This window comes from Caenimonas sp. SL110, assembly GCF_001044395.1.
In the GTDB taxonomy this organism is placed as follows: Bacteria; Pseudomonadota; Gammaproteobacteria; order Burkholderiales; family Burkholderiaceae_C; genus Ramlibacter.
Window position 1 is genome coordinate 20535 of record NZ_JANU01000015.1, and the last position, 23299, is coordinate 43833.

Genomic DNA, 23299 nt, shown 5'->3' on the forward strand with positions numbered 1-23299 from the left:
GCGATCCGGGCAGTGAACGCACAGGCCGCAGCCGAGGGCGTTGCGGTGAAGGACGTCACTCATTACCTTCGAGGCGGTCTGCTGCAGCTACCTGCGCTGCCGCCGCTGTCGCTGTATGTTCACCTGCCGTGGTGCCTCAAGAAGTGCCCGTACTGCGACTTCAACTCGCACGAAATCCGGTCGGGCGAAGTGCCCGAGCAACGCTACATCGACGCGCTGGTCGCAGACCTGGAGTCGTCGCTGCCGCTCATCTGGGGGCGCCCGGTGCACAGCATCTTCATCGGCGGAGGCACGCCCAGCCTGTTCTCTCCGCAGGCGATCGACCGCCTGCTGGGCGATATTCGCGCGCGCCTGCGGCTGGAGCCCGACTGCGAGATCACGCTTGAAGCCAATCCGGGCACGTTCGAGAAAAATCGCTTCAAGGCATTTCGCGCAGCCGGAGTCACGCGGCTTTCAGTCGGTGTGCAGAGCTTCAACGACGATCACCTGCGCGCGTTGGGTCGCGTGCATGACAGGGCGCAGGCGATTGCGGCGCTCGAGGAGGCGGCCGCTTCGTTCGACACCTTCAACCTGGACCTGATGTACGCCTTGCCGGGCCAGTCGATGGAGGCGCTCGATGCGGACCTGGCTCAGGCCCTGGCGCTCTCCCCGCCGCACCTGTCGGTCTACCACCTCACGATCGAGCCCAATACCTACTTCGCAAAATTCCCTCCGCGCGTGCCGGAAGACGACGTGGCCTACGCCATGCTCGACCGCATCACCGAAGCGACGGCCGGTGCGGGGCTTGAGCGCTATGAGGTCTCGGCTTACGCAAAGGCCGGACATCGCTGCTGGCACAACGTCAACTACTGGCAGTTTGGCGATTACCTGGGCATAGGGGCAGGCGCGCACGGCAAGCTCAGTTTTCCGCATCGCGTCATTCGGCAGGTGCGCTTTCGCGAGCCGCGCCTGTATATGGACAACGCCCTCGCAGGCAAGCCCATCGCGCAGGAAACCGAAGTGCCGCGCGCCGAACTTCCCTTCGAGTTCATGCTCAATGCATTGCGCCTGAAGGACGGATTCGCGTTGCGCGATTTCAGTGAGCGCACCGGCTTGCCATTGACCACGATTGAAGCCCAGCTGGTCGATGCCGAAAAACGCGGCCTGATCGAGCGAGACCTTGCCCGCGTGCGGCCCACGGCACGCGGATTCGATTTCCTGAGCGACCTGCAGGAACTCTTTCTTTGATGAAGCTGTAACCACGATGAATGTTCTCGATTCCATCGCGCGCCAGGCGCGCGCCCATCCCGACCGCACCGCCGTCATCAACGATGGAGACGCCATCAGCTATTCAGCGCTGTGGCGTAGCGCCGCTGGCGTTGCGGCACATCTGGTGCGTGCGGGCATACAGCAGGGACAGTGCGTCGCTGTGTCCGGGCTGCGAATGCAGGCCGACCTGGTGGTCGTCATGGCGCTGGCTCGCATCGGTGCGATCTCGACCTACTTCCGTGCCGGTCAAACCGATGCAGTGCGCCGCGAGATCTTTGCGCGCAACCAGGTGGTGGCGTGGATCGGGCATCCCGACGCCATTGGCGGCGACGACATCAAGCTGATTCCGATCGGGGACCTCGTGCAGCCGCTTGGCGAAGATGCAGTCCTGCCGCCGCTGGTGTCCGGCCTGGACGACCAGGTCTGGCGCATCGCCTCGTCTTCGGGCACCACCGGCGTCAGCAAGAGCATTCCCTTCACCCATGCGCGAACCGCCAGGCAGCAGCAACTGTCGTTCGAGGCGTGGCCGATACAGGCAGACGAGAAGCTGCTGTTGCTCGCCGACCTGGGCATTGGATTTTCGCTGGGCCACTGCATGCAGCAGCTTTCGGCCGGCGCGACGGTGGTGTTCCTCAAGGAACTCCTGGCACCCGAGATGGCCGCATCGCTCAAGCGCGACAGACCCACTCGAATCCTGAGCACGCCGGCAGTGATGACAAGACTGACCGGGTACCTGAGGCGACTTCCCGAAAGCGAGCGTTTCAAGCCGGACAGCCTGCGCAGCGTGATGCTCGGCGGCAGCATTGTTCCTCCAGGACTGCGCGCTGAAGTCAGGCAGCTGCTGTGCCCCAATCTCATCGTCAATTACGGTTCTACCGAAATGGGAAGCACCGCACGTGCGGGTGTGCAGATCGCGCGCGAACACCCCGGCGCCGCCGGCCGCCTCGTGCCGTGGGTGGAAGGCCAGGCCGTGGACGTTGCCGGCAACCCATTGCCGCCCGGCCAGACCGGTATCTTGCGGTTTCGATCGCCTGTCATGGTGCAGGGATATGTCGGCGATGAGAAGGCCACAGCTGCTGCGTTCAGGGATGGCTGGTTCTATCCGGGCGACACGGGCTCCATCGATGAAGGCCGGATCGTGCGCCTGGGCGGCCGTTCTGACGACGTCATCAACCTGCTGGGCGTCAAGCTCGATCCGTCGCGCGTGGAAGAAGCGCTCAACAGCCACCCGTCGGTCAAGGAGTCGGCCGTCACACTCAGTGCGCAAGCGTCGCGGCGTCCCGTGCTGGTGCTGCTGGTCGTTGCGGCGGACGAATCCGCACCGCCGCAGGAATCGGCGCTCAAGGCGCACGTCATCGCAAGCATGGGATCGCTTCACGAGCCTTCGCGCGTTCAGGTCGTTGCAAGCCTGCCGCGCACGGACGCTGGCAAGCTGGCGCGAGCACAACTTCCTTCGCTGGCGGATGGGACGCAGGCCAGGGGCAACGAGATATCGACATGAAACCAGTTTCCAGTTTGCTGCGCGCCCTGGGCGTGATCGGCCTTCTTTGGGCCGTGGTGCCTGCCAGCGCTCAAGGCACAGCACCGATACGCCTCGTTGTGCCCACCACAGCCGGTGGCCCGCTCGACGTGGTCGCACGCACGCTGGCGAGCGCGGTCGCGCGTGACCTGAAAGAAACCGTCATCGTCGAGAACCGTCCGGGCGCGGCAGGCATCATCGGAACCGAGGCGGTCGTGAAAGCGCCGCCCGACGGCAGGACTTTGCTGCTGGGGTCCGGTTTTGTGGTGACCAACACCGTGCTTTACAAGGTGAACTACGACCCGATTCGCGACCTCCAGCCGGTGATACAGCTCACGCAGGCGGGCATGGTGATGCTGGCCCGCAAGGGCCTGGACATCAAGCGCCCCGCCGATCTGAGCGCAGCCGCTGCAGCGCAACGCGGCGGGCTCAATTGCGGCGCGCCTCCAGGCGAAATGGCGCTGGGCTGCGAGCAACTCAAGCAGGCACTCGGCGGCGCGGTGGTCACCGTTCCCTATCCCGGAGTCGCACCCGCCATCAATGCGCTGGCAGCCGGCACGGTGGACGTGATGCTCGCGCCGTACGACGCCGCGTTGCCGTTCGTCGAAGGTGGGCGCGCATCGGCATTTGCCTCAACCGGCACGCGCGCTGCACTGCCTCCGTTTGACGGCCTTCCCCTGGTCAGCGAAACATGGCCGGGCTTTTCGGTGGTGGGGCTGCTTGCGATCTTCGCGCCGGCCGGCACGCCTGCCGACCTCGTGCGCAGACTCAACCAGGCGTTTGCCGATGCATTGAAAGACCCGCAGGTGCGCGCCTTCATGGTGGCGCGCGGCAGCGCGCTCGAAGCCAACAATCCGCCCGAGCGCCTTGCCCAGACGGTGGCGGATCGCCTGGGCTATTACCGTCGCCTTGCAGCGACGCTGGGCCTGAAGCCAGAGTGAGCGGATGAGCTGTTGGGAGGGAAATGCGTTTTTTGCATAACGCAGCTCCCATACGGCATTTGCACTGCGCGGCGAGGGTGCCTAGAGTGGCGCATCCCAATCTTTTCAGGAAGAAGGCGCGCCATGAACGCTCCCATCCAGGCCCTGCACGACCGCATCGCTGCTGTCGTCGCACTTTCCGCCACTCGCAGCGATCCAGCCCTGCACAAGCTTGTTGAATCAATAGCGCACCCCTACTTCGCGCGGCTTGATGCCGACGACCTCGCCGAACGCACGCCCGAAGACCTGCTCGGCGCTTTGGTCTCCCACCTGAAACTCGGCGAGACCCGCACGCCGGGCACTCCCCAGATCCGGATATTCAGTCCCACAGCCGCAGAAGACGGCTGGACCTCACGTCACTCGGTGGTGCAGATCGTCAACGACGACATGCCGTTTCTCGTCGACTCGACCTCGCTCGAAATCAGTCGCCACGGCATGCTCCTGCACCTCATCGTGCATCCGATCTTTGAAGTCACGCGCGATGCGCCCGGCAAGCTCCAGGCCATAGCACCGCGTGGGCAGTCGCCCCATGCCTCGCGTGAATCGTGGATGTACATCGAGATCGATCGCCTGGTCGACGTAGCGCAGCGCCAGCAGCTTGAAACCGACATTGCACGCGTCCTGGGCGACGTCCGGGCGGCTGTGCGTGACTGGCAACCCATACTCGCGCGGTTGAACGAGGCCATCCAGGAACTCGGCAACGCGCCTGATGCATTGCCGCCGGAAGCGATCGAAGAAAGCCGCGCCTTCCTGCAATGGCTGACACAGGACCACATCACGCTGCTGGGCTATCGCCAGCAGGACCTCGTCAGGGACAAGGGCGAGGTGGCCCTGCGCATGGTGCCGGGCAGCGGCCTGGGCCTGCTCGGCGAATCCGCGAGCGACGCCGTGTCCGCAACGTTTTCGGCGCTCCCGGCAGCAGCGCGTGCAGTGGCTGCTTCGCCGCTGCCGATACTGGTCGTGACCAAGTCGAACACCAGGTCCACCGTGCATCGCAGCGGCTACACCGACTACGTGGGCGTCAAGCGGTACAACGCACAGGGTGAGGTGATCGGCGAGCACCGGTTCATCGGCCTGTTCACATCCACCGCCTACAGCGCCCGCATCGCAGAGACGCCGCTGCTGCGCGGCAAGGTGGGTGCGATCGCCCGGCGCGCGGGACTTCCGCCAGGCGGTCATCTTTCCAAGGCACTCGACCACGTGCTGGAAACCTTTCCGCGCGACGATCTCTTCCAGATACCCGACGAAGACCTCTACGAAACGGCGTTGGGCATCGTCGCGCTCGGCGAGCGGCAGCGGCTGCGCCTGTTCCTCTGGCGCGATCCGTTCGACCGCTTTGTGTCGTGCCTGGTGTACGTGCCGCGCGAGTCGTATTCCACCGACCTGCGCCTGAAGTTCCAGCGCATCCTGCTCACCGCGTTCAATGGCGCATCGGCGGAGTTCGACGTGCTGCTCAGTGACGCCGTGCTCGCGCGAATTCATTTCACGGTGCGCACGACCCCCGGGCAGGTTCCGGCGTTCGACACGCGCGCGATCGAGCGTCAACTCGCCTCAGCAGCCCGGCGCTGGGAAGACGAACTGCGCGAAGCGCTGGTTGCGGGGCAGGGTGAAGCCACCGGGCTTGCCTTGTTCAAGCAGTGGAGCCCCGCTTTTCCCGCTGACTATCGTGGCCGCACGGCGGCGCGCGAAGCCCTGCCGGATGTCGCCAAGCTCGCCTCGCTATCGGGCGGGGCGCCGCTTGCGCTGTCGCTGTACCAGCGCGATGCCAACAATCCGGGCGCCCTCGGCTTGAAGGTGTACCGGCTCGGCGCGCCCATGGTCCTGTCCGACAGCCTGCCCATGCTGGAGCACATGGGTGCGCGCGTCATCGCCGAATCGAGCTGGCGCATCGGGACCCAAGGCCCGTCTGCACCGATCGCGCTGCATGACTTCGCGCTGGAAGCGCCGCTCACCGGCGATATAGACGCGCAAACGCTCGCCACATTGTTCGAAGATGCCTTTGCGCAGGTGCTTCGCGGCGAAGTCGAAAGTGACGACTTCAATCGCCTCGTGCTGCTCGCGGGTCTCGCGGCGCAAGAAGTGGTGGTGCTGCGTGCGTATGCCAAGTACCTCAAGCAGATCGGCTTTGCGCAATCGCAGTCGACCATTGCCGCAACGCTGGTCGCGCATCCGCGCATTGCGCGCATGCTGGCTGGCCTGTTCAAGCTGCGCTTCGATCCGCAGGGCGCGGATGTGCAAGGGGCTCAGGCGCAGGTCAATGGCATCGAGAAGGCGCTGGAGAAAGTCAGCAACATCAATGAAGACCGCGTGCTGCGGCAGATGCTGGCGCTTGTCGAGGCGACCCTTCGCACCAACTACTGGCGCACGGGTGTCGGACACTCCGGTGAAGCAGGCCCGCGCCGGCAGTTCCTGAGTTTCAAGTTCGATTCCTCGAAGATCCCGGGCCTGCCGGCGCCCCGGCCTCTGTACGAAATCTTCGTTTATTCGCCGCGTTTCGAGGGCATCCACCTGCGCGGTGGCAGGGTTGCGCGCGGCGGGCTGCGCTGGTCCGACAGGCCCGACGATTTCCGCACCGAAGTGCTGGGCCTGGTGAAGGCCCAGATGGTGAAGAACACCGTCATCGTCCCGGTCGGCTCCAAGGGCGGCTTCGTGCTGAAGAAAGCGCCGCCGTCCACCGACCGCGATGCGTTCATGAAGGAAGGCATCGCCTGCTACCAGGACTACCTGCGCGGCCTGCTCGACCTCACTGACAACCTGGTCAACGGCAAGACCGTGGCGCCGCCTCACGTGGTTCGTGTCGATGGCGACGATACCTACCTCGTGGTCGCGGCAGACAAGGGCACGGCCACCTTCTCCGACTACGCCAATGCGGTCAGCGCCGAATACGGTCACTGGCTCGGCGATGCGTTCGCCTCGGGCGGCAGCGTCGGCTACGACCACAAGGTGATGGGCATCACGGCACGTGGCGCGTGGGAAAGCGTCAAGCGCCACTTCCGCGAGATCGGCACCGACATCCAGTCGTCTGACTTCACCGTGGTTGGCGTGGGTGACATGTCCGGTGATGTGTTTGGCAACGGCATGCTGCTGTCGCGTCACATCCGGCTGGTGGCCGCCTTCGATCACCGCCACATCTTCATCGACCCGACACCAGACGCTTCGACCACTTTCGCAGAACGGGAGCGCCTGTTCGCATTGCCGCGTTCGTCCTGGGCCGACTACGACGCCAGCCTCATCTCCGAAGGCGGCGGTGTGTGGGCGCGCTCCGAAAAGTCGATACCGCTGTCGGCGCAGGCGCGGGCCGCGCTGGGCATCACGGCCGAAGAAGTGACCGCAACCGAGTTGGTGACCGCCATCCTCAAGGCGCCGGTGGACCTGCTTTACAACGGCGGCATCGGCACCTATGTGAAGGCATCGGGCGAGACGCACGCCGATGTGGGCGACCGTGCCAACGACAGCCTGCGCATCAACGGCAAGGAACTGCGCTGCAAGGTGGTGGGCGAGGGCGGCAACCTCGGCTTCACCCAGCGAGGCCGCATCGAGGCAGCGCTCAATGGCGTGCGCCTGTACACCGATGCCATCGACAACTCTGCCGGTGTCGATACCTCCGACCATGAAGTCAACATCAAGATCCTGCTGGGCATTGCCGTGGCCGACGGCAAGCTCAGGGCCGACGAGCGCAATGCGGTGCTTCCGACCATGACCGACGACGTTGCAGCGCTGGTGCTGCGCGACAACTACTTCCAGACACAGGCGCTGTCCGTTGCACGCCGCGAGTCGGCGCAACTGCTGGACGGCGATGCGCGCTTCATGCGGTTCCTGGAGAAAGCCGGACGCCTCGATCGCGCGATCGAGTTCCTGCCGACCGAAGACGAAATCGCCCAGCGCAAGTCGCGCAGCATCGGGCTGACCACCCCCGAGCATGCCGTGCTGCTGGCCTACAGCAAGATGTGGCTCTCCGACGAACTGGTCGAGTCCGATGTGCCGGAAGACGCGTGGATCGGCGCTTCGCTGGAACGCTATTTCCCGGTCGCGATGCGCGAACAGTTCGGCGATTGCATCGCGCGCCATCCGCTGCGCCGCGAAATCATCGCCACGCATGTGCTCAACAGCATGGTCAATCGCGTGGGGCCGACCTTCGTGCACCAGATGGCCGAACAAACCGGGGGCACGCCATCCCAGGTGGTGCGTGCCTACCTGCTGGCGCGCGAGGTGTTTGGCAGCGTCCAGATCTGGCAGCAGATCGAGGCGCTGGACAACCTGGTGGCCGACCGCGTGCAGTACGAGCTGATCGTGGCCTGGCGCAAGCTCATCACGCGCGCAACCATGTGGTTTTTGCGATCACGCCGGTTACGCGAGACCACCGATCGCGCAGTCGCGCGGCTGGCGCCTGCCGTCGCATTCCTGCGGCAACGCCTGGAACCCGTCGCCCGTTCGTTGCCGCCGGTTCATGCCTGGGTCGAAGCGGGTGTGCCTCAGGTGCTGGCGCAGCAAGTGGGCGCTGCCGACCTGATCTTCAACGCGCTGGACATCGCAGAAGTGGCAGAGGCCGGCAAGTGCGAACTGGGCACGTCGGCGGACGTGCTCTTTGGGGTCGGCGAACGGCTGGGACTGGAGAAGCTGCGCCAGCAGATCGACCTGCTGCCTGCGGACAACTACTGGCAGGGCCTGGCCAAGGTTGCGCTCGCAGGAGATCTCGCGGACCTGCAGCATTCCGTCGTGCTCGACGCGGTGAACGGAAGCAAGGGCGACGCGGCGCAGCGGCTCGAAGGCTGGCAGGCGCGCAATCCGCTGACGTTCGCGCGCGCGCGTCGGCTGCTGGCAGACCTGGGTGAAACGGCGCACCCCGATCTCGCTATGCTGTCGGTGGCTTTGCGAGAAATCCGCAACCTCCTTTGAATGACCCCCGGCACTGCACCCACACCCTTACCCACACCCTGGCGCGCAGGCTATCGACACGGCCTGGCGCAACCCGTCCTTGCGATGACGTTGCGCCTGGAGAGCGTGCCTGTTTGCGACTACGCCAGCATCGACGAATCGCTCAAGCGCTCCTTCGAGGTGGTGATGGCTGCGGCGCCTGTCGAACCAGGCGACGATGCTGCGCAGGCGGCCATGCGCGCTTTCGCGTGGCGGGCGTTGCATCTGGCGACGGCGTTGCTCAGGGCGATCCGGGTGCCGGCCATTGCCGGATGTCGTGTCCTTGCCGTCACTGCAATTGAGAAATCGAAATTCACGGTTTCGGCCGTCCTGCCGCGCGTCGACGGCATCGGCGACAAGCTGTATGTGCGCGCGGCCGATCAGGCGGTCCAACTCATGCGCCGCATGATTGCCTCGACAGACCGCGGACCTGCGTTCACTGCGACATTGCAGGACTCGCTCCATTCGGGATTCGTCAAGCCCTTGCAGGTCGGCGGCGGCGAATCGACGATGCCGCTGCTCACGGCGGCGGCCCAGCTGGGTATCCCGTTTCGCCATGTGAGCAAGGGCACCTTCCAGCTGGGCTGGGGCAGCGCCGCGCGCCTGTTCGAACGCGGTGCGATCCAGTTCGACTCGGCCATCGGGGCACGCATGGCGCAGGACAAGTGGGTTGCGGCACAACGCATGCGCGACGCCGGACTGCCTTCACCGGCGCATGTGCTGGTCTCCAGCCTCGAAGATGCGCGAAGTGCCGCCATTGAACTGGGCTGGCCGGTGGTTGTGAAGCCGGTGGACCGCGATCGCGGCGAGGGCGTGACGGTCGATGTCATCGACGAACAGATTCTCGCAACCGCGTTCCAGCATGCAGCTTCGTTCTCGCGGCGGGTGCTGGTGGAGCGGCAGGTGAGCGGCACCTGTCATCGCGTGGTGGTGGCCGGCGACCAGGTGCTGCTGGTTTCCAAGCGCATGGCGAAGTCGGTCAGGGGCGATGGCGTGCGCAGCGTCGAGCAACTGGTGTTGCACGCCAACCAGACCGAGCAACTCGCGGCGCCATGGTCGCGCCTGAAGCCCTTTCCGCTCGACGACCTGGCACTCCAGAGCCTGGCATCGGTCGGGCTGTCGCGCGAGGCGGTTCCGGCGCAGGGCCAGTTCGTGCCGCTGCGCCGCATCCAGTCGAGCGAATTCGGCGGCGTGGTCGAGCACCTGACCGATGTGATCCACCCGGACAACGCAGCCATCTCCATCAAGGCCGCGCGCCTTTTCGGGCTTTCGATCGCAGGCATCGACATCATCTCCGACGACATCAGCCGCCCCTGGCACGAGAACGGCGCGATGCTCAACGAAGTGAATTACTCGTCGCTGCTGCCCAACCGGCAATCAGCGCATGTGCTGCCGGGGCTGCTGCGCAAGTTCATCGCGGCTGACGGCCGCATTCCGGTCGAGGCCGTGATCGGCGGTGATGAAGCGCTCACCACGGGGGAGCAGATTCGCGCAGGCTATGCGGCCCGTGGATTGCGATGTCACCTGGTCACGCATGACTGCGCGATTTCAGCTGGCGGTGAGCGTGTGGTGCTGGCGGCGCAGGGCCTGTTCAGCCGGGCGCTTGCCATGCTGTTTGATTCGCAGGTCGATGCCCTTGTGATGGTGATCCAGTCGGATGAGCTGCTGCGCACGGGCTTGCCGGTGGACCGCATCACGCAAGTGACGCAAACCCAGGATGCGAAGCAGATGCCCTGGCTGGCGCCGATGCGCGAGCTGCTGGCGCACTACCGCTGCGATTCCATATAGGCGAGCGCCGAATCCATCACGCGCTGGCCGGTGGCCGTGAGGCGGCCATGCTGTGCGACGACGGCGTAGCCGTTCCAGAAGTTGGCTGCATCGCTCTCGCGTGCCTTGGCGGCTGCGGCGCGAGCAGCCTCATCGACCAGCGCGCTTTCGGCCAGGCGCGACATGGCCCAGTGCATCCGTGCTGAAACGAAGGTGGCGTGATAAATGCCGTCCATCGGACGCGGGTCGACGCGCAAGGGCGATGTGAAGAGCTCATCGTCTTCGTTTTCGACCAGTGCTTCATCGGCAGCGCAGGCATAGAGCAGCATGTGAGCTGTCTCGTGCGCCATGACCTCGATCATGGTGACCTCGTCAGGATGAGACGTCGCGTTCAGGAACAGGCCGCCCCACAGCATGTAGCACGATCCACCGTCAAATTGGTACTTTGCACCGCGATCTCCGACGACCAGGAGCACATCGCTCACGAGCGCGTTGAATTCGGCGGCAAGGTCTGGCATGACCCGCTCCATGAGCTTGAAGCTGCGAACGAGGCGCTCGCTGTAAGTTGTGGCCAGGTCGGGCGGCGGCGGCAGGATCTTGAAACTGGCACCGATGCCGCTGTCCATCAGTCGCCCGTAAAGGGCCACGTAGGGTGCGTGGACGGGCGCGTCGAGGGCATTGAGGCGCCACCTCGGAGTGGCCGTCTCAATTGGCTTTTCGCATGCCAGTTCTTCGAGCAGCGCCTGTGCCTGTTCCGGTTCGTCGGCGTCAAGGAGTGCGAGAACGAGTTCGCTGTAAATACCGAAGGTGGAAAGCGGAAAGCGTGCGCCTGAACGCATGGCCTGGACAAGGCCGGTCAGTGCGGGTTCGTCGAAAGCGATCTCTCCGCGCACCTGGTCGCGGATATGTGCGAGGCTGTCGGCCAGCGACAGGCGCATCTTGGCATCCAGAAATTGGGCGCGCTCGCCCTGCGGCGGAAAACGAAAGGGACTCAGGGGACTCAGAATAGGGACGCCCGTATCAGGGCTTCAAGCCGGCTTTCTCGCCGAGTTTGCCGCCGAGTTTGCTGGCCGTAGCCGACGCGTTCTTGACGCCATCCTTTTGGCCAATCTTCGAGCTGGTGGTCTGACCTGCAATCTTGCCGTCATTGCCGGCAACAATCTTGAAGCCATAGAGTTTCGTGAGGTCGAGCTGGATGGACATGGTGACTTTCTCTCTTAGGATCGGTGGGTCGAGAAATCGTAGCAGGGAACAGGGATGCCGGATACCGGGTTGAGCATGATGGTCAAGAATGAGGAGGCAAACATCGTTGCCTGCCTGTCGCCCATCGTGGACCTTTTCTCGCAAGTGGTGATCATTGACACCGGCTCCACCGATCGCACCCGGGAGCTGCTGCAGGAGCACTTTGGCATCACGGCACTGCAAGGGGAGATCCATGCCCAAGAGTGCTTCACGCTCGCCAACCAGCGCAACCGCAGCTTCGACGCACTCAAGACGCCCTGGGTGCTCACGCTCGACGCCGATGAGCGAATCGACCGCGACGGCCTGAAGGCGGTGCTGGCGCTCGATGACCGCGACCTGCCCTCGGGCCTTTTCGGTGGATGGGATACCGACATGGGCGAAGGCGATGTGGTCCAGGACTACAAGCTGTGCCTGTTCAGGCGTGGCCACCACCACCGGGGCTTTGTGCACGACACCGTGCAGCCGAGCTTGCGCGAAGCCGGTGAAACCGCGAACTGGTCATCGCAACTGCGGCTGCATCATTACCCCGATCTCTCGCGCCGCCAGGCCAAGGACGCGCGCTACGAATGGCGGTTGGCGTGCGCCCAGTCGCGCGACCCGCAGTGGCTGCGCTATTGCTGGTTCAGCGGCTACATGCACTACCGGCAGGGACGCCTCGAAGAGGCTCGTCACCAGTTCGAACAGTTGCACCGGCAAAGGCCCGCAGGTTTTCCGGTCGAGTCGCTCAACGCATCGATGGTGCTGGCGTGCATCCACGCGTCGCAGGGCCGGCGCAGTGCAGCCGAGGCGGTGCTGGAGGACGCGATTGCCTTTCATGACCAGGTGCGCGATGACTTTGAAGTACGCATCAATTTTCGCCTCGGCCCCTGGTTGCACGAAGCCGCGCAGATGGCCGCATCGGGCAACCATGAAGCGATGAAGCCCTATGGCTTTGCCTACTGAAACCTTTCAAGCAAGGAGCAGAACTTGACCGCGCCCGTGATTGCAATCGGCCTTGACGCCATGGCCCCCAAACTGCTGGAACGCTGGGTCGAGGAAGGCAAGCTTCCCCACCTCGCCCGGCTCTTCGGGCAGGGCACCTATGCGCGCCAGGCCAACTTTGGCCTGTATCGCGTGGAGAACAGCTGGCTCACGCTGCTGCAGGGGTGCTCGCCTGAAACCAGCCACGAATGGGGCCACCAGGATTACAAGGACGACGGCGGCTACAACATGGTCGAGCGTGCGTCGTACCAATTCACCAAATACCCGCCGTTCTATGCATTGCCCCAGGGCAAGCGGGTCGCGATCTTCGACTTGCCCCTGACCCGCATGGTCGATGGCGTCGATGGCGTGCAGTTGCTGGGATGGGGCACCGAGGTCAACCAGATCCTGCGCCAGTCGTCGCCCCCCGGATTGATGGCGCAACTGATTGCAAAGCACGGCAGGCATCCGCTCTACGACACCATCACCAATGCCGATGACGGATCGGAGACCTTGTCCTATCGCATCCCCAGCCTCTACAACTCGCAGACGATGCGCGAGGTGCGCGACCAGCTCGTCACCGCAGCCGGCCAGCGCACGGCGATCCTGAAAGACCTGATGGCGCAGGAGCGCTGGGACCTGCTGCTGGCCGCCTACGGCGAAATCCACACCGCGGGGCACCTGTTCTGGCACCTGAGCCAGCCCCATGCGCTGTTTGACCGCATGCGTGAACAAGCGGGCGGCGACTTCCTGCTGGACGTGGCGCAGGCGGTGGACAGGGGCGTGGGCGAACTGGTTGCTGCTGCGCCCGCAGACACACAGATCTTCATCTTCTCGCCGCACGGGATGCGAAGCAACACGCTCGACATGTCGTCGATGCTCTTCTTGCCGGAACTGATCTACCGCTGGAGCACCGGCAAGCCGGCGCTGTGCTACCAGGACATTGCCGAGCCCATCCCCGAGCCCAGCCTGGGCTACTCCCGGCACTGGCGCGAAGAAGTCTGGGGCCTGCGAACCCCGCACGGCGAACAGGCGCTGGAGTCACCGCTGGTGCAAAGCGAGCGCGGCGACCCGCTCGACTGGGACCCGGGCAACTGGTTCCGCCCGCAGTGGGCCGGCATGCGCGCCTTTGCGCTGCCGGGTTATTCAGAGGGGCTGATCCGCCTGAATATTGCCGGGCGCGACGGGCCTGACGGCATTGCGCCGCAAGACTTCACCGCCGTGTGCGACGAACTGCGCGCCGTGGTGGCGGGGCTGGTCGACGCCCGCACCGGAAAGCCGCTGGCATCCAAGGTGCTGCAGGTGCGCCAGGACGCTATGGACAACAACCCGGACCAGTCGCCCGCCGACCTGATGGTGCAGTGGCGGGAAGGCGTGGTCACCGATGTTGTGGAGCATCCGAAGTACGGGCGCATCGGTCCGGTGCCGTTTTTTCGCACGGGGGGTCATTCCACGGTCGGGTTCATGCTCGCGATCGGCGAGGGTTTCGGCAAAGGCGTGCGGCTGCCCGTCGTGAAAACGCAGGACGTCACCGCGACACTGCTGCAGGCGATGGGCGGTGAAGTGCCTGCCCATATCGAGGGAGCCGCTATCGCACGCGGCGAAGGGGCCGCTATCGCTCCCTGACGTAGTTCAGGTGCGACGTGATCACGAGCTTTGATGCCTTGCCGCGGATCTCGGGGCTGAAGGCTGCGAAGGGCTGCGATTTTCGGATCAACGCCAGCACATGCTTTTCGACGATAGGCGACGACGATTCGACGATGTCGATTCGCTCGGCCGCACCGGTTGGCGCAACCGTGACGACGAACAGCACGCTGCCTTCCACCGGCTGACCGTTGACCCCCTTGGGCGGCTCGGCCATGCTGCCCACCACGAGCTTGCTGAAAAATCCCGCGTAGTACGAACTGAAAGGCTCTTCGCTGGTGTGGGGGCTGACATAGACGACCTTGTCAGCGGGCGCATCGGCTGCATTGGCCGTGCTGGCGGTCGTGGCGGCGATAGCGCACAGCATCAGGCCGAGCGCTGCGATGAAGGGGCGAATGCGGGTGAACATGCGCGGCATCAACCCTGGATCTCCGGCTCCACCAGCGTTGCGAGCTGCGCCAGCGATTCCTGCCAGCCCAGGTAGCACATCTCGGTCGGGATCATCTCCGGGATACCTTGCTGCACCACGCTGAGTTCGGTGCCGCAGATCACCTGCCGCAGTGTCACGGTTACGGTCATTTCGCCGGGCAGGTTGGGGTCGTCGAAGCGGTCGGTGTAGACGATTTTTTCGTGAGGCACCAGCTGAAGGAACCGACCCTCCCATGAATGCGCGCTGCCGTTGGTGAAGTTGGTGAACGACATCCTGTAGGTACCGCCGACCTTCGCTTCAAAGTGATGGACCTTGCAGGTGAAGCCGTAAGGCGGCAGCCATTTGGCCTTGGCATCCGCGTCGATGAATGCGCGATAGACGCGCTCGGGCGGGGCCTTGAGCACGCGATGCAGGGTCACGGTTCCGGTGGGCATGTCGGGGGCCTCTTGATGCGGGGAGTGAAGTGGGTTTGTACCTGAAACTGGCGGGTTCGGTGCTGCCCGAAGCATATGGGCTCATCTTCGTCGCAGAGAAGTCGTACTCTTTACGCAAGTCGTTAGAGCAACCCGGCCTCAGCCATGGAAACCGCTCCGCAATCGCTGGTGATGATGTGATCGAGCACGCGGACCTCAACGAGGCCGAGTGCGACCTTGAGCGTTTGGGTCAGCGACTCATCGGCCTTGCTGGGCAGGCACATGCCGCTCGGGTGGTTGTGATGCAGGACGACCGAAGCGGCGTTCTTTGCGAGTGCTTGCCGGGTCACTTCGCGCGGGTACACGGCGGTCTGGGCGAGGGTGCCGCGAAAGAGCCGCTCGTAGTCGATCAGGCGGTTATGCGTGTCCAGGTACATCACGGCGAAGATTTCGTGCGTAAGGCCCTGGGCCTGCAGGCGCAGGAAGTGCATGACGGAGGACGGGCTATCGAAGACGTCACGGCGCTTGAAGCGGGACCGCAGGATGGAGAGGGCATGGAGGATGGTCAGGTCTTCGTCGATCAGACGGGATACCTGCAAAGCTGGGGTCGCGATGTGCATCTGGTTTTGCGCCGAGTGGGTCCAAGGTCGAGCCAATGTTCGGCACCGCTGAATTAAAGATGCTCAAACACCGTGGATTTAAACACGACATTAACAGAGCATGCGGCGGATGTCTGGAGCAACAAGCAGGTCTAAGAAGCCGCCGTCACTGCGTGAAGTGTTTGCGAAAAATCTCAGGTTGCAGCGACTGCATCTCGGGATGTCGCAAGAAGCCCTGGCCGCCGAGGCCTCGCTCGACCGGGCCTTTGTGGGGACGCTGGAGCGTGGTGAGCGAAACGTTTCAATCGACAATGTCGAGCGATTGTGCGTCGCAGTCAATGTGCCTGCGCATGAATTGCTAGACCCGGAGTTTGCGAAGCGATGGGGTTTGGATGAGTCGCTGACCAGGGCGCCTCGGCGGGCTCGGGTTTGACGGTAGAGAGTTGCGCGTCCAAACTCGGACGCACATTGAGCGGGCGCAAATGTTGTAACCAAGGAGCGGCTGGAAAAGGGCGTGAAACTCATCGACAACATTAACGAGCTGCTGGGCGATGACATCAAGCAGGCGGTGCAGCCGGGCGGACGCCTCAAGATCGCGGCCTCCTGCTTTTCCATCTATGCCTACGAGGCCTTGAAGCTCGAGTTGGAATCGGTCGAGTCTTTCGAGTTCATCTTCACCTCGCCGTCGTTCATGCCCGACGAGGCGACGGACGCAGCCAGGAAAGAGCGGCGCGAGTTCCACATCCCCAAGCCACCATCAAACACCAAGACCGAGCGTAGCTTCTATGGCACCGAGTTCGAGGTGCAGCTCAAAAACAAACTGACCCAGCGCGCCATCGCCCGTGAATGCGCGGACTGGATGCGCCGCAAGGCCAAGTTCCGCACTAACAGTGGCAACGCGCCCATGCAGCAGTTCGCCGCGGTGCAGGCCGCAAGTGAAACCGGGGACGTGCCCAGTGCCGTTTATATGCCCTTGCATGGATTTACCGCCGTCGATCTGGGGTACCGACCGGGCAACGCTGTATCGAACATCGTCAACAAGTTCGATGAGCCCGCCAACACGAGCGTCTTCCTGAGCTTGTTCGACCAGATTTGGGCCGATCCGGTCAAGCTGAACGACGTAACCAGCCTCGTGTGCGAGCACATTGCATCGGTGTACCAGGAGAATTCCCCCGAGCGCATCTACTTCCTGATGCTCTACAACATCTTCAACGAGTTCCTCGAAGACCTCAACGAGGATGTGCTGCCCAACGATCGTACGGGCTACCTCGATACGCTGGTGTGGCAAAAGCTCTTCAACTTCCAGCGCGACGCCGCGACCGGCATCATCAACAAGCTCGAAACATACAACGGCTGCATCCTGGCCGACAGCGTGGGCCTGGGCAAGACCTTCACGGCGCTGGCCGTCATCAAGTATTACGAGCTGCGCAACCGGTCCGTGCTTGTGCTGTGTCCCAAGAAGCTGGCCGACAACTGGTTGACCTACAACCGCAATCTCAAAACCAACATCTTCTCCAGGGACCGCTTCAACTACGAAGTGCTGTGCCATACCGACTTGCAGCGCACGAGTGGCGAGTCTTTCGGCACACCGCTGAACCGGGTCAACTGGGGCAACTATGACCTGGTGGTGATCGACGAATCGCACAACTTCCGCAACAACGATGCCTACAAGGACAAGGAGACGCGTTACCAGAAGCTGATGGACTCCGTCATCAGGCAAGGCGTCAAGACCAAGGTGCTGATGCTGTCTGCCACGCCGGTCAACAACCGTTTCAACGACTTGCGCAACCAGTTGGCGCTGGCCTACGAGGGCAACTCGTTGCAACTTGGTGACAAGCTGCACACCGAAAAGGACGTTGAGGAGATTTTTCGCAGGGCGCAGGCAGCGTTTAACAACTGGACCAGGCTGCCGCCAGAAGAGCGCACTGCTAACGCCATATTGGGTGCCCTGGACTTCGATTTTTTTGAGCTGCTGGACAGCGTAACCATTGCCCGATCCCGCAGACACATCGAGACGTTCTACGACACCAAGGACATTGGGACCTTCCCCGAACGCCTCAAACCATTGTCGTTCCACTGCCCTCTGACCCAGCGAACCGATGTCATCGACTTCAACGACATCTTCAACCAGCTCTCGCTCTTGAAGCTGGCCGTGTATGCGCCTGTAGGCTACATCCTGCCCAGCCGCATCAAGAAGTACGAAGACATGTACGACACTGAGGTGGCCAGTGGCGGCGGCAAGCTCAAACAGGCCGACCGCGAAAAGAGCTTGCAAGCGCTGATGACCGTCAACTTGCTCAAGCGCCTTGAAAGTTCAGTCGCATCGTTCCGGCTCACCTTGCAGAGTCTGCAAGACAACCACCAGAAGGCGCTGGCCCAGATCGACGCATTCAAGAAAACGGGTCGGGCAAGGCCTTTCACCGATCAGGCATCGGTTTTTGAGGATGCCGATTTCGACGACGAAGAGCTACCCGAGTTTGACGACACAGGCGACAGCAACACGGGCGGCAAGGTCAAGATCGACCTGGCCGATATGGACCTGCCATCGTGGGAGTACGACCTGAGCGCCGACATGGGCGTGATTGATGGCCTGCTGGCCGAAATGGACAAGATCACCCCGGCTGACGACGCCAAGCTTCAACACCTCAAAGTCCAGATCGAGCACAAGCTGGCCAACCCCATCAATCCGGGCAACCGCAAGCTGCTGATATTTACCGCGTTTGCAGATACCGCCAACTACCTCTACGACAACCTGGCAATGGGCCTGCTTCAGGCCCATGGCATTCACGTTGGCAAGGTCACGGGCACCACAGAGCCTAAAACCACCCTGCGGCTGGCCGCGAACCCGCGCCAAGGCATCGACTTTCAGACCATGCTCACCCTTTTTGCGCCCCGTGCCAAAGAGAAGGCGCTGACGCTGCCCCATGAACCCGGCGAGATTGACGTGCTGATCGCCACGGACTGCATCTCCGAAGGCCAGAACTTGCAGGACTGCGACACCGTCATCAACTACGACATCCACTGGAACCCTGTGCGCATCATCCAGCGCTTCGGCCGGGTGGACCGCATTGGTTCGCCCAATGCGCGCATCCAGCTGGTCAACTATTGGCCCGACATCAGCCTGGACGAATACATCCGCCTGAAAGAGCGCGTAGAGAGCCGCATGATGATTGCCGACGTGACGGCCACAGGCGATGACAACGTGCTGTCCGCGCAGTCCAACGATGTGGCCTACCGCAAGGAGCAATTGCGCCGTTTGCAAGAAGATGTCATCGCGATGGAAGACCTCAAAACCGGCGTCTCCATCACCGACCTGGGGCTCAACGACTTCCGCATGGACTTGCTGAATTACATCAAGACCCATGGCGACCTGTCGCGCCTGCCCAATGGCCTGCATGCCGTGGTGCCCGCCGATGCAGAAAGAGGCCTTCACCCTGGCGTGATCTTCACGCTGCGCAACCGGCTGCTCAGTGGTACGGCCGGGGCGGTGGTACGGCAGAAGAACCGCCTGCACCCCTACTATCTGATCTACATCGGCATGGACGGCACCATCATTGCCGACCACACAGAGGTCAAGACCCTTCTGGACCTGGCCCGCAACGCCTGCAAGGGCTGCAGTGACCCAGTGCCCAACGCATTTGAGCCCTTCAACGCAGCCACCAGCGATGGCCGCGAAATGGCGGTGTATTCGTCGCTACTCGACCAGGCCATCCACTCGATGATCGAGCGCCAACAAGAGCAGGACGTGGACAGCCTGTTCTCGCCAGGCAAGACCAGCGCCTTGGTGCAAGACCTGGCAGGGCTGGAAGACTTCGAGCTGGTCAGCTTCCTCGTGGTGCAGCCTGTATGACCGCACCAGTTTCATCGCTCAACTCCTCGCCCGCGATCGCCTGCGCATTGTTTGCATGGCCTGCAAAAGCCGCTGTGTCGCGGCCAGTGTCCAAGGCCAAAATCTACGCGCATGGGAAACCCACCGCCGCATTGCGCGCGCTCTTTGTCAAGCAGGTAGAAAGCATCACCTGGACCCACAAGCTAGCCCCCGAGAGCATCAACCTGTCTGCCAAACTCGACGTGCCTGAAATCGAGGTGTTTGAAATCGCCTTGAAGCTGCCGGATGTCAGTCATTCGGTGCTGCGTTGCATCGACAAGGCCATCCCTTTTCCCATCCTGTTTGTTCTGCGGCATGCCGGTCGCAGCCAACCCATTGCAGCCTACAAACGCCCCAGCGAAGCCGTCAGCGGCCAGTGGGTGCTGGGCGACTACCATGCAGCGCCGTGGCAGCCAGACGACTTGCCCCGACACGGCCTGCCCGTTGCGCTGGATCTGCAAGGCCTGTACGAGCAACTGTTGCGCCGGCACCTGGCGGTGCCAGCACGGGCTGGCGAGTCGCTGCGCGACCAGTTGGAACGGATGGCGCAGCTGCAAGCCGGGCAGGCCGCAGCGGCCAGGCTGGAGTCCCGGCTGACCCAGGAAAAGCAATTCAACCGCAAGGTCGAAATCAACGCCCAGTTGCGTACCATTCGCAACGAGCTTCAAGCGCTGGCCCAAATTGACTATGAATAAACTAAAAATGCACAGCCCCGACCTGACGCGGGCCAACATCGACAAACTGGCCCAGCTTTTTCCAAACTGCCTGACCGAAACGCGTGGTGCCGATGGTGAGGTCATGCGCAGCATCGACTTCGATCAGTTGCGCCAGGAGCTGTCGGGGAGCATCGTCGAAGGTCCGCAGGAGCGCTACCAGCTCAATTGGCCCGGCAAGCGAGAGGCGTTGTTGACCGCCAATGCCCCCATTGCCAAGACACTACGCCCTTGCCGAGAAGCGAGCGTGGACTTCGACACCACGCAGAACCTGTTCATCGAGGGGGACAACCTTGACGCGCTGAAACTGCTGCAAGAGACCTACTTGAACAAGGTGAAGTTGATTTATATCGATCCGCCGTACAACACTGGCCGCGACTTCATTTACGACGATGACTACTCGGATGACGCGGAGAGCTACCTCATCCGATCGAACCAAGCCGATGAGTCGGGCGCACGTCTGGTAGCGAACACCGATGCCAATGGGCGCTTTCACTCCGACTGGCTGAGCATGATCTACGCGCGACTGAAACTCGCCCGTAACCTATTGCGCGATGATGGCGTGATGTTCATCTCGATTGATGACAACGAGGTGGACAACCTGCGCAAGTTGTGCAGTGAGGTCTTTGGAGAAGAGAACTTCGTAGCGCAAATCATCTGGCAAAAAGTTTTTTCGCCTAAAAATTCGGCAAGGTGGTTTTCCGAGGACCATGACTATGTGCTCGTCTATGCAAAGTCGGCTGATCAATGGACTCCCAATCTCTTGCCGCAGACAGACGAGATGCGAGCACGCTACAAGAATCCAGACAGTGATCCGCGCGGCCCCTGGGCATCAAGCGACCTTGCCGCAAGAAACCGATATGACGCTGGGCTGTATCCCGTTACTTGCCCTTCCGGCCGCGTCATTGACGGCCCGCCGCGAGGTAGCTATTGGCGGTTTAGCGAGGCAAGCTTCGCGAAGCTGATGCAGGAGAACCGTATTTGGTGGGGTGATGAAGGCAACAACATGCCTCGCCTGAAACGCTTTTTGTCCGAAGTTCAACAAGGCCGTACTCCCCAAACATTCTGGTCGTACAAGGAAGTAGGCCATACGCAAGACGCCAAGAAGACGTTGCTCAAATACGTGCCTTTTCGGGAAACGGAAAACGTCCTGAATTCAGTGAAGCCGGTGGAGTTGTTGCAACGCATCCTGCAATTGGCTGGGAAACCGAATGACAACAGCATTGTTCTGGATTTTTTCAGTGGCAGCGGATCGACAGCCCACGCTGTACTGAAACAAAACTTTGAGGATGGCGGCAACCGGCGTTTTATCGGTGTCCAGATTGCTGAGCCTTTGCCGAAGCCAGAGCCGGGGCTCGGTTCTATCTTTGAGATGGGGCTTACCCGTGTGCGCAACTATGGAGCTGAGGTGCGCGGGCAGATCGATGGAGCGAAAGCGGAAGTTGGCTTCCGCGTCCTAAAAATCGACAGCTCCAACATGAAGGACGTGTTCTACACCCCCAACGCGGTTTCCCAAGACCTGCTGTCCGATCAGGTCAACAACATCCGCGAAGACCGCACCTCCGAAGATCTGTTGTTCCAGGTGTTGCTGGACTGGGGCGTTGATCTGGCGCTGCCCATCACGCAGGAGACCATTGCGGGAAAGACGGTTTTTTTCGTTGATGGCAATGCGCTGGCGGCGTGCTTTGAAGAAGGTATCAGCGAAGAGTTCGTCAAGCTGTTGGCCAGGCGCGAGCCGCTGCGCGTGGTGTTTCGCGATGCGGGCTTCGCCAGCGACAGCGTGAAGATCAACGTGGAACAAATCTTCCGGCTGATGTCACCCGGCACCGAAGTCAAGTGCATTTGATGGGGCGTAACCATGCAGCCCTACATTCCCAACGCATTGCCGATTACTACCCTGGACTACCGTGTGCTCTTGCCATTGGTTGGGCAAGCCAATGCAGCGCTCGCCCGCTACGACGGCCTATTGCAAGGTATTCCCAACGCAGCCGTGATGCTTTCGCCGTTGACAACGCAGGAAGCGGTGTTGTCGTCCAAGATCGAAGGCACGCAGGCCACGGTGGATGAGGTGTTGGAGCAGGAGGCAGGGTTGATCAAGGAGGGGGAAAAATACGAAGACATTCGGGAAATTTCCAACTACCGACAGGCCCTTTATTCAGCACGTGAATACTTGAAGGATTACCCCATCCGACTGAGTTTTGTGCGCGAGCTGCATCGTATTCTGATGAGCAGTGTTCGTGGGCAAGACAAGACACCGGGGGCTTTCCGCCTGGACCAGAATTGGATTGGCAGGCATGGCTGCACCATGGAGCAAGCCAGTTTCGTGCCGCCCAACCCCATACAGCTGCCAGACCACTTGCAGGACTGGGAGCACTACATGGACAGCGACGATCTCGATTTTTTGCTGCAAACGGCAGTGGTGCATGCACAGTTCGAGTTACTTCACCCGTTTAAGGATGGCAACGGGCGGATCGGTCGCATCTTGATCCCGCTGTTTTTGTATCAAAAGCGGGCGTTGTCCCAGCCCATGTTTTATTTGTCTGAGTATCTCGAAACCCATCGGGAAGACTACTACCAAAGGCTCAAAGCCATTTCGGCTGAGGGCGATTGGAACGGTTGGATTGCATTCTTTTTGCAAGCGATCACCACGCAGGCAGCCCAAAACAGTACTCGTGTCTCGGCCATTCAGGCTTTGTACGAAGAGATGAAGCTGGCGATCCAGGCGGCCACTCACTCGCAGTACACGGTGCATGTGTTGGATGCAATTTTCAGCAAGCCTATTTTTCGCTCATCCGACCTCACGGCACAGATGCACAAGGAGTTTGGCATTCACGAAAAAACGACCCCTGGTTTGCTCCGGCAGATGAAGGAGGCTGGCATCTTGAGGGAACTGCAATCAGGCAGCGGCCGAAGGCCCGCTACGCTGTGTTTTCCTCGTCTGGTCAACTTGGCCGAAGGCCGTGAGGTGCTCTAAGGTGTTTACGGAGCTTGCATCCACCACG

General features: G+C 62.1%; 16 protein-coding genes and 1 pseudogene. 12 read left to right on the forward strand and 5 right to left on the reverse strand.

Annotation, left to right across the window (positions count from 1 at the left end; all coding sequences use genetic code 11):
• Positions 1-12 precede the first annotated feature (12 nt).
• From hemW to AQ12_RS10355, 5 genes are all read left to right on the forward strand, one after another.
• Entirely contained in the window at positions 13-1227 is a 1215-nt protein-coding gene (hemW, locus tag AQ12_RS10335; RefSeq protein WP_238587696.1) for a radical SAM family heme chaperone HemW, read from the forward strand.
• A gap of 16 nt (positions 1228-1243) precedes the next feature.
• The gene (locus AQ12_RS10340; RefSeq protein WP_048439831.1) at positions 1244-2749 is read left to right on the forward strand and encodes a class I adenylate-forming enzyme family protein; all 1506 of its coding nucleotides are present in this window, start codon (positions 1244-1246) and stop codon (positions 2747-2749) included.
• The gene (locus AQ12_RS10345) at positions 2746-3708 is read left to right on the forward strand and encodes a tripartite tricarboxylate transporter substrate binding protein (protein ID WP_082151527.1); all 963 of its coding nucleotides are present in this window, start codon (positions 2746-2748) and stop codon (positions 3706-3708) included. The genes AQ12_RS10340 and AQ12_RS10345 overlap by 4 nt, the downstream gene beginning before the upstream one ends.
• 123 nt (positions 3709-3831) lie before the next feature.
• The gene (locus AQ12_RS10350) at positions 3832-8643 is read left to right on the forward strand and encodes an NAD-glutamate dehydrogenase (protein ID WP_048439832.1); all 4812 of its coding nucleotides are present in this window, start codon (positions 3832-3834) and stop codon (positions 8641-8643) included.
• Positions 8644-10449, forward strand: a complete 1806-nt coding sequence (locus AQ12_RS10355; protein ID WP_152682749.1) for a hypothetical protein — start codon at positions 8644-8646, stop codon at positions 10447-10449. It abuts the gene before it with no gap.
• Here AQ12_RS10355 and AQ12_RS10360 read toward each other — a convergent pair.
• Positions 10428-11366 (reverse strand): HEXXH motif-containing putative peptide modification protein, encoded by a 939-nt coding sequence (locus AQ12_RS10360; protein ID WP_082151528.1) that lies wholly within the window; start codon positions 11364-11366, stop codon positions 10428-10430. The genes AQ12_RS10355 and AQ12_RS10360 overlap by 22 nt on opposite strands.
• An 82-nt stretch (positions 11367-11448) precedes the next feature.
• Positions 11449-11631 carry a hypothetical protein gene (locus AQ12_RS10365; RefSeq protein WP_048439835.1) on the reverse strand — a complete coding sequence of 61 codons (183 nt, stop codon included), beginning with the start codon at positions 11629-11631 and terminating at the stop codon, positions 11449-11451.
• Positions 11632-11706: 75 nt separating this feature from the next.
• Here AQ12_RS10365 and AQ12_RS10370 point away from each other — a divergent pair, with 75 nt between their 5' ends.
• Positions 11707-12612, forward strand: a complete 906-nt coding sequence (locus AQ12_RS10370) for a glycosyltransferase (protein ID WP_161799011.1) — start codon at positions 11707-11709, stop codon at positions 12610-12612.
• A 24-nt stretch (positions 12613-12636) separates the two neighbouring features.
• The gene (locus tag AQ12_RS10375; RefSeq protein ID WP_053076668.1) at positions 12637-14256 is read left to right on the forward strand and encodes an alkaline phosphatase family protein; all 1620 of its coding nucleotides are present in this window, start codon (positions 12637-12639) and stop codon (positions 14254-14256) included.
• Here the strand turns inward: AQ12_RS10375 and AQ12_RS10380 are convergent.
• From AQ12_RS10380 to AQ12_RS10390, 3 genes and pseudogenes are all read right to left on the reverse strand, one after another.
• A complete protein-coding gene (locus AQ12_RS10380) occupies positions 14243-14692 on the reverse strand; it encodes an energy transducer TonB (RefSeq protein ID WP_048439837.1) in 450 nt (149 codons plus the stop codon). The two genes, AQ12_RS10375 and AQ12_RS10380, sit on opposite strands and share 14 nt — an antisense overlap.
• Entirely contained in the window at positions 14692-15138 is a 447-nt protein-coding gene (locus AQ12_RS10385; protein ID WP_048439838.1) for an SRPBCC family protein, read from the reverse strand. Before AQ12_RS10385 ends, AQ12_RS10380 begins: the two co-directional genes overlap by 1 nt.
• A gap of 122 nt (positions 15139-15260) precedes the next feature.
• A pseudogene (locus tag AQ12_RS10390) lies at positions 15261-15638 on the reverse strand (RadC family protein); the annotation flags it as partial.
• 208 nt (positions 15639-15846) lie between these two features.
• On the opposite strand from AQ12_RS10390, the gene AQ12_RS10395 reads away from it, so the two are divergent.
• The 5 genes from AQ12_RS10395 to AQ12_RS10415 all read left to right on the forward strand — a co-directional run bounded on the left by AQ12_RS10395 (position 15847) and on the right by AQ12_RS10415 (position 23271).
• The gene (locus tag AQ12_RS10395; RefSeq protein WP_048439839.1) at positions 15847-16149 is read left to right on the forward strand and encodes a helix-turn-helix domain-containing protein; all 303 of its coding nucleotides are present in this window, start codon (positions 15847-15849) and stop codon (positions 16147-16149) included.
• 81 nt (positions 16150-16230) lie between these two features.
• A complete protein-coding gene (locus AQ12_RS10400) occupies positions 16231-19566 on the forward strand; it encodes a helicase-related protein (protein ID WP_048439840.1) in 3336 nt (1111 codons plus the stop codon).
• Positions 19563-20279 (forward strand): DUF4391 domain-containing protein, encoded by a 717-nt coding sequence (locus AQ12_RS10405; RefSeq protein ID WP_048439841.1) that lies wholly within the window; start codon positions 19563-19565, stop codon positions 20277-20279. Before AQ12_RS10400 ends, AQ12_RS10405 begins: the two co-directional genes overlap by 4 nt.
• A 7-nt stretch (positions 20280-20286) precedes the next feature.
• A complete protein-coding gene (locus AQ12_RS10410; protein WP_202967498.1) occupies positions 20287-22143 on the forward strand; it encodes a site-specific DNA-methyltransferase in 1857 nt (618 codons plus the stop codon).
• A gap of 12 nt (positions 22144-22155) precedes the next feature.
• The gene (locus tag AQ12_RS10415; RefSeq protein ID WP_048439843.1) at positions 22156-23271 is read left to right on the forward strand and encodes a Fic family protein; all 1116 of its coding nucleotides are present in this window, start codon (positions 22156-22158) and stop codon (positions 23269-23271) included.
• Positions 23272-23299: the final 28 nt, after the last annotated feature.

What these genes read in the sequence shown, in the direction of transcription:
- AQ12_RS10340 (WP_048439831.1), top strand. Translation starts at nt 1,244, where the DNA reads ATGAATGTTCTCGATTCCATCGCGCGCCAGGCGCGCGCCCATCCCGAC.
- AQ12_RS10345 (WP_082151527.1), top strand. Translation starts at nt 2,746, where the DNA reads ATGAAACCAGTTTCCAGTTTGCTGCGCGCCCTGGGCGTGATCGGCCTT.
- AQ12_RS10350 (WP_048439832.1), top strand. Translation starts at nt 3,832, where the DNA reads ATGAACGCTCCCATCCAGGCCCTGCACGACCGCATCGCTGCTGTCGTC.
- AQ12_RS10355 (WP_152682749.1), top strand. Translation starts at nt 8,644, where the DNA reads ATGACCCCCGGCACTGCACCCACACCCTTACCCACACCCTGGCGCGCA.
- AQ12_RS10360 (WP_082151528.1), bottom strand. Translation starts at nt 11,366, where the DNA reads ATGCGCCTGTCGCTGGCCGACAGCCTCGCACATATCCGCGACCAGGTG.
- AQ12_RS10365 (WP_048439835.1), bottom strand. Translation starts at nt 11,631, where the DNA reads ATGTCCATCCAGCTCGACCTCACGAAACTCTATGGCTTCAAGATTGTT.
- AQ12_RS10370 (WP_161799011.1), top strand. Translation starts at nt 11,707, where the DNA reads ATGATGGTCAAGAATGAGGAGGCAAACATCGTTGCCTGCCTGTCGCCC.
- AQ12_RS10380 (WP_048439837.1), bottom strand. Translation starts at nt 14,692, where the DNA reads ATGCCGCGCATGTTCACCCGCATTCGCCCCTTCATCGCAGCGCTCGGC.
- AQ12_RS10385 (WP_048439838.1), bottom strand. Translation starts at nt 15,138, where the DNA reads ATGCCCACCGGAACCGTGACCCTGCATCGCGTGCTCAAGGCCCCGCCC.
- AQ12_RS10395 (WP_048439839.1), top strand. Translation starts at nt 15,847, where the DNA reads ATGTCTGGAGCAACAAGCAGGTCTAAGAAGCCGCCGTCACTGCGTGAA.
- AQ12_RS10405 (WP_048439841.1), top strand. Translation starts at nt 19,563, where the DNA reads ATGACCGCACCAGTTTCATCGCTCAACTCCTCGCCCGCGATCGCCTGC.
- AQ12_RS10410 (WP_202967498.1), top strand. Translation starts at nt 20,287, where the DNA reads ATGCACAGCCCCGACCTGACGCGGGCCAACATCGACAAACTGGCCCAG.
- AQ12_RS10415 (WP_048439843.1), top strand. Translation starts at nt 22,156, where the DNA reads ATGCAGCCCTACATTCCCAACGCATTGCCGATTACTACCCTGGACTAC.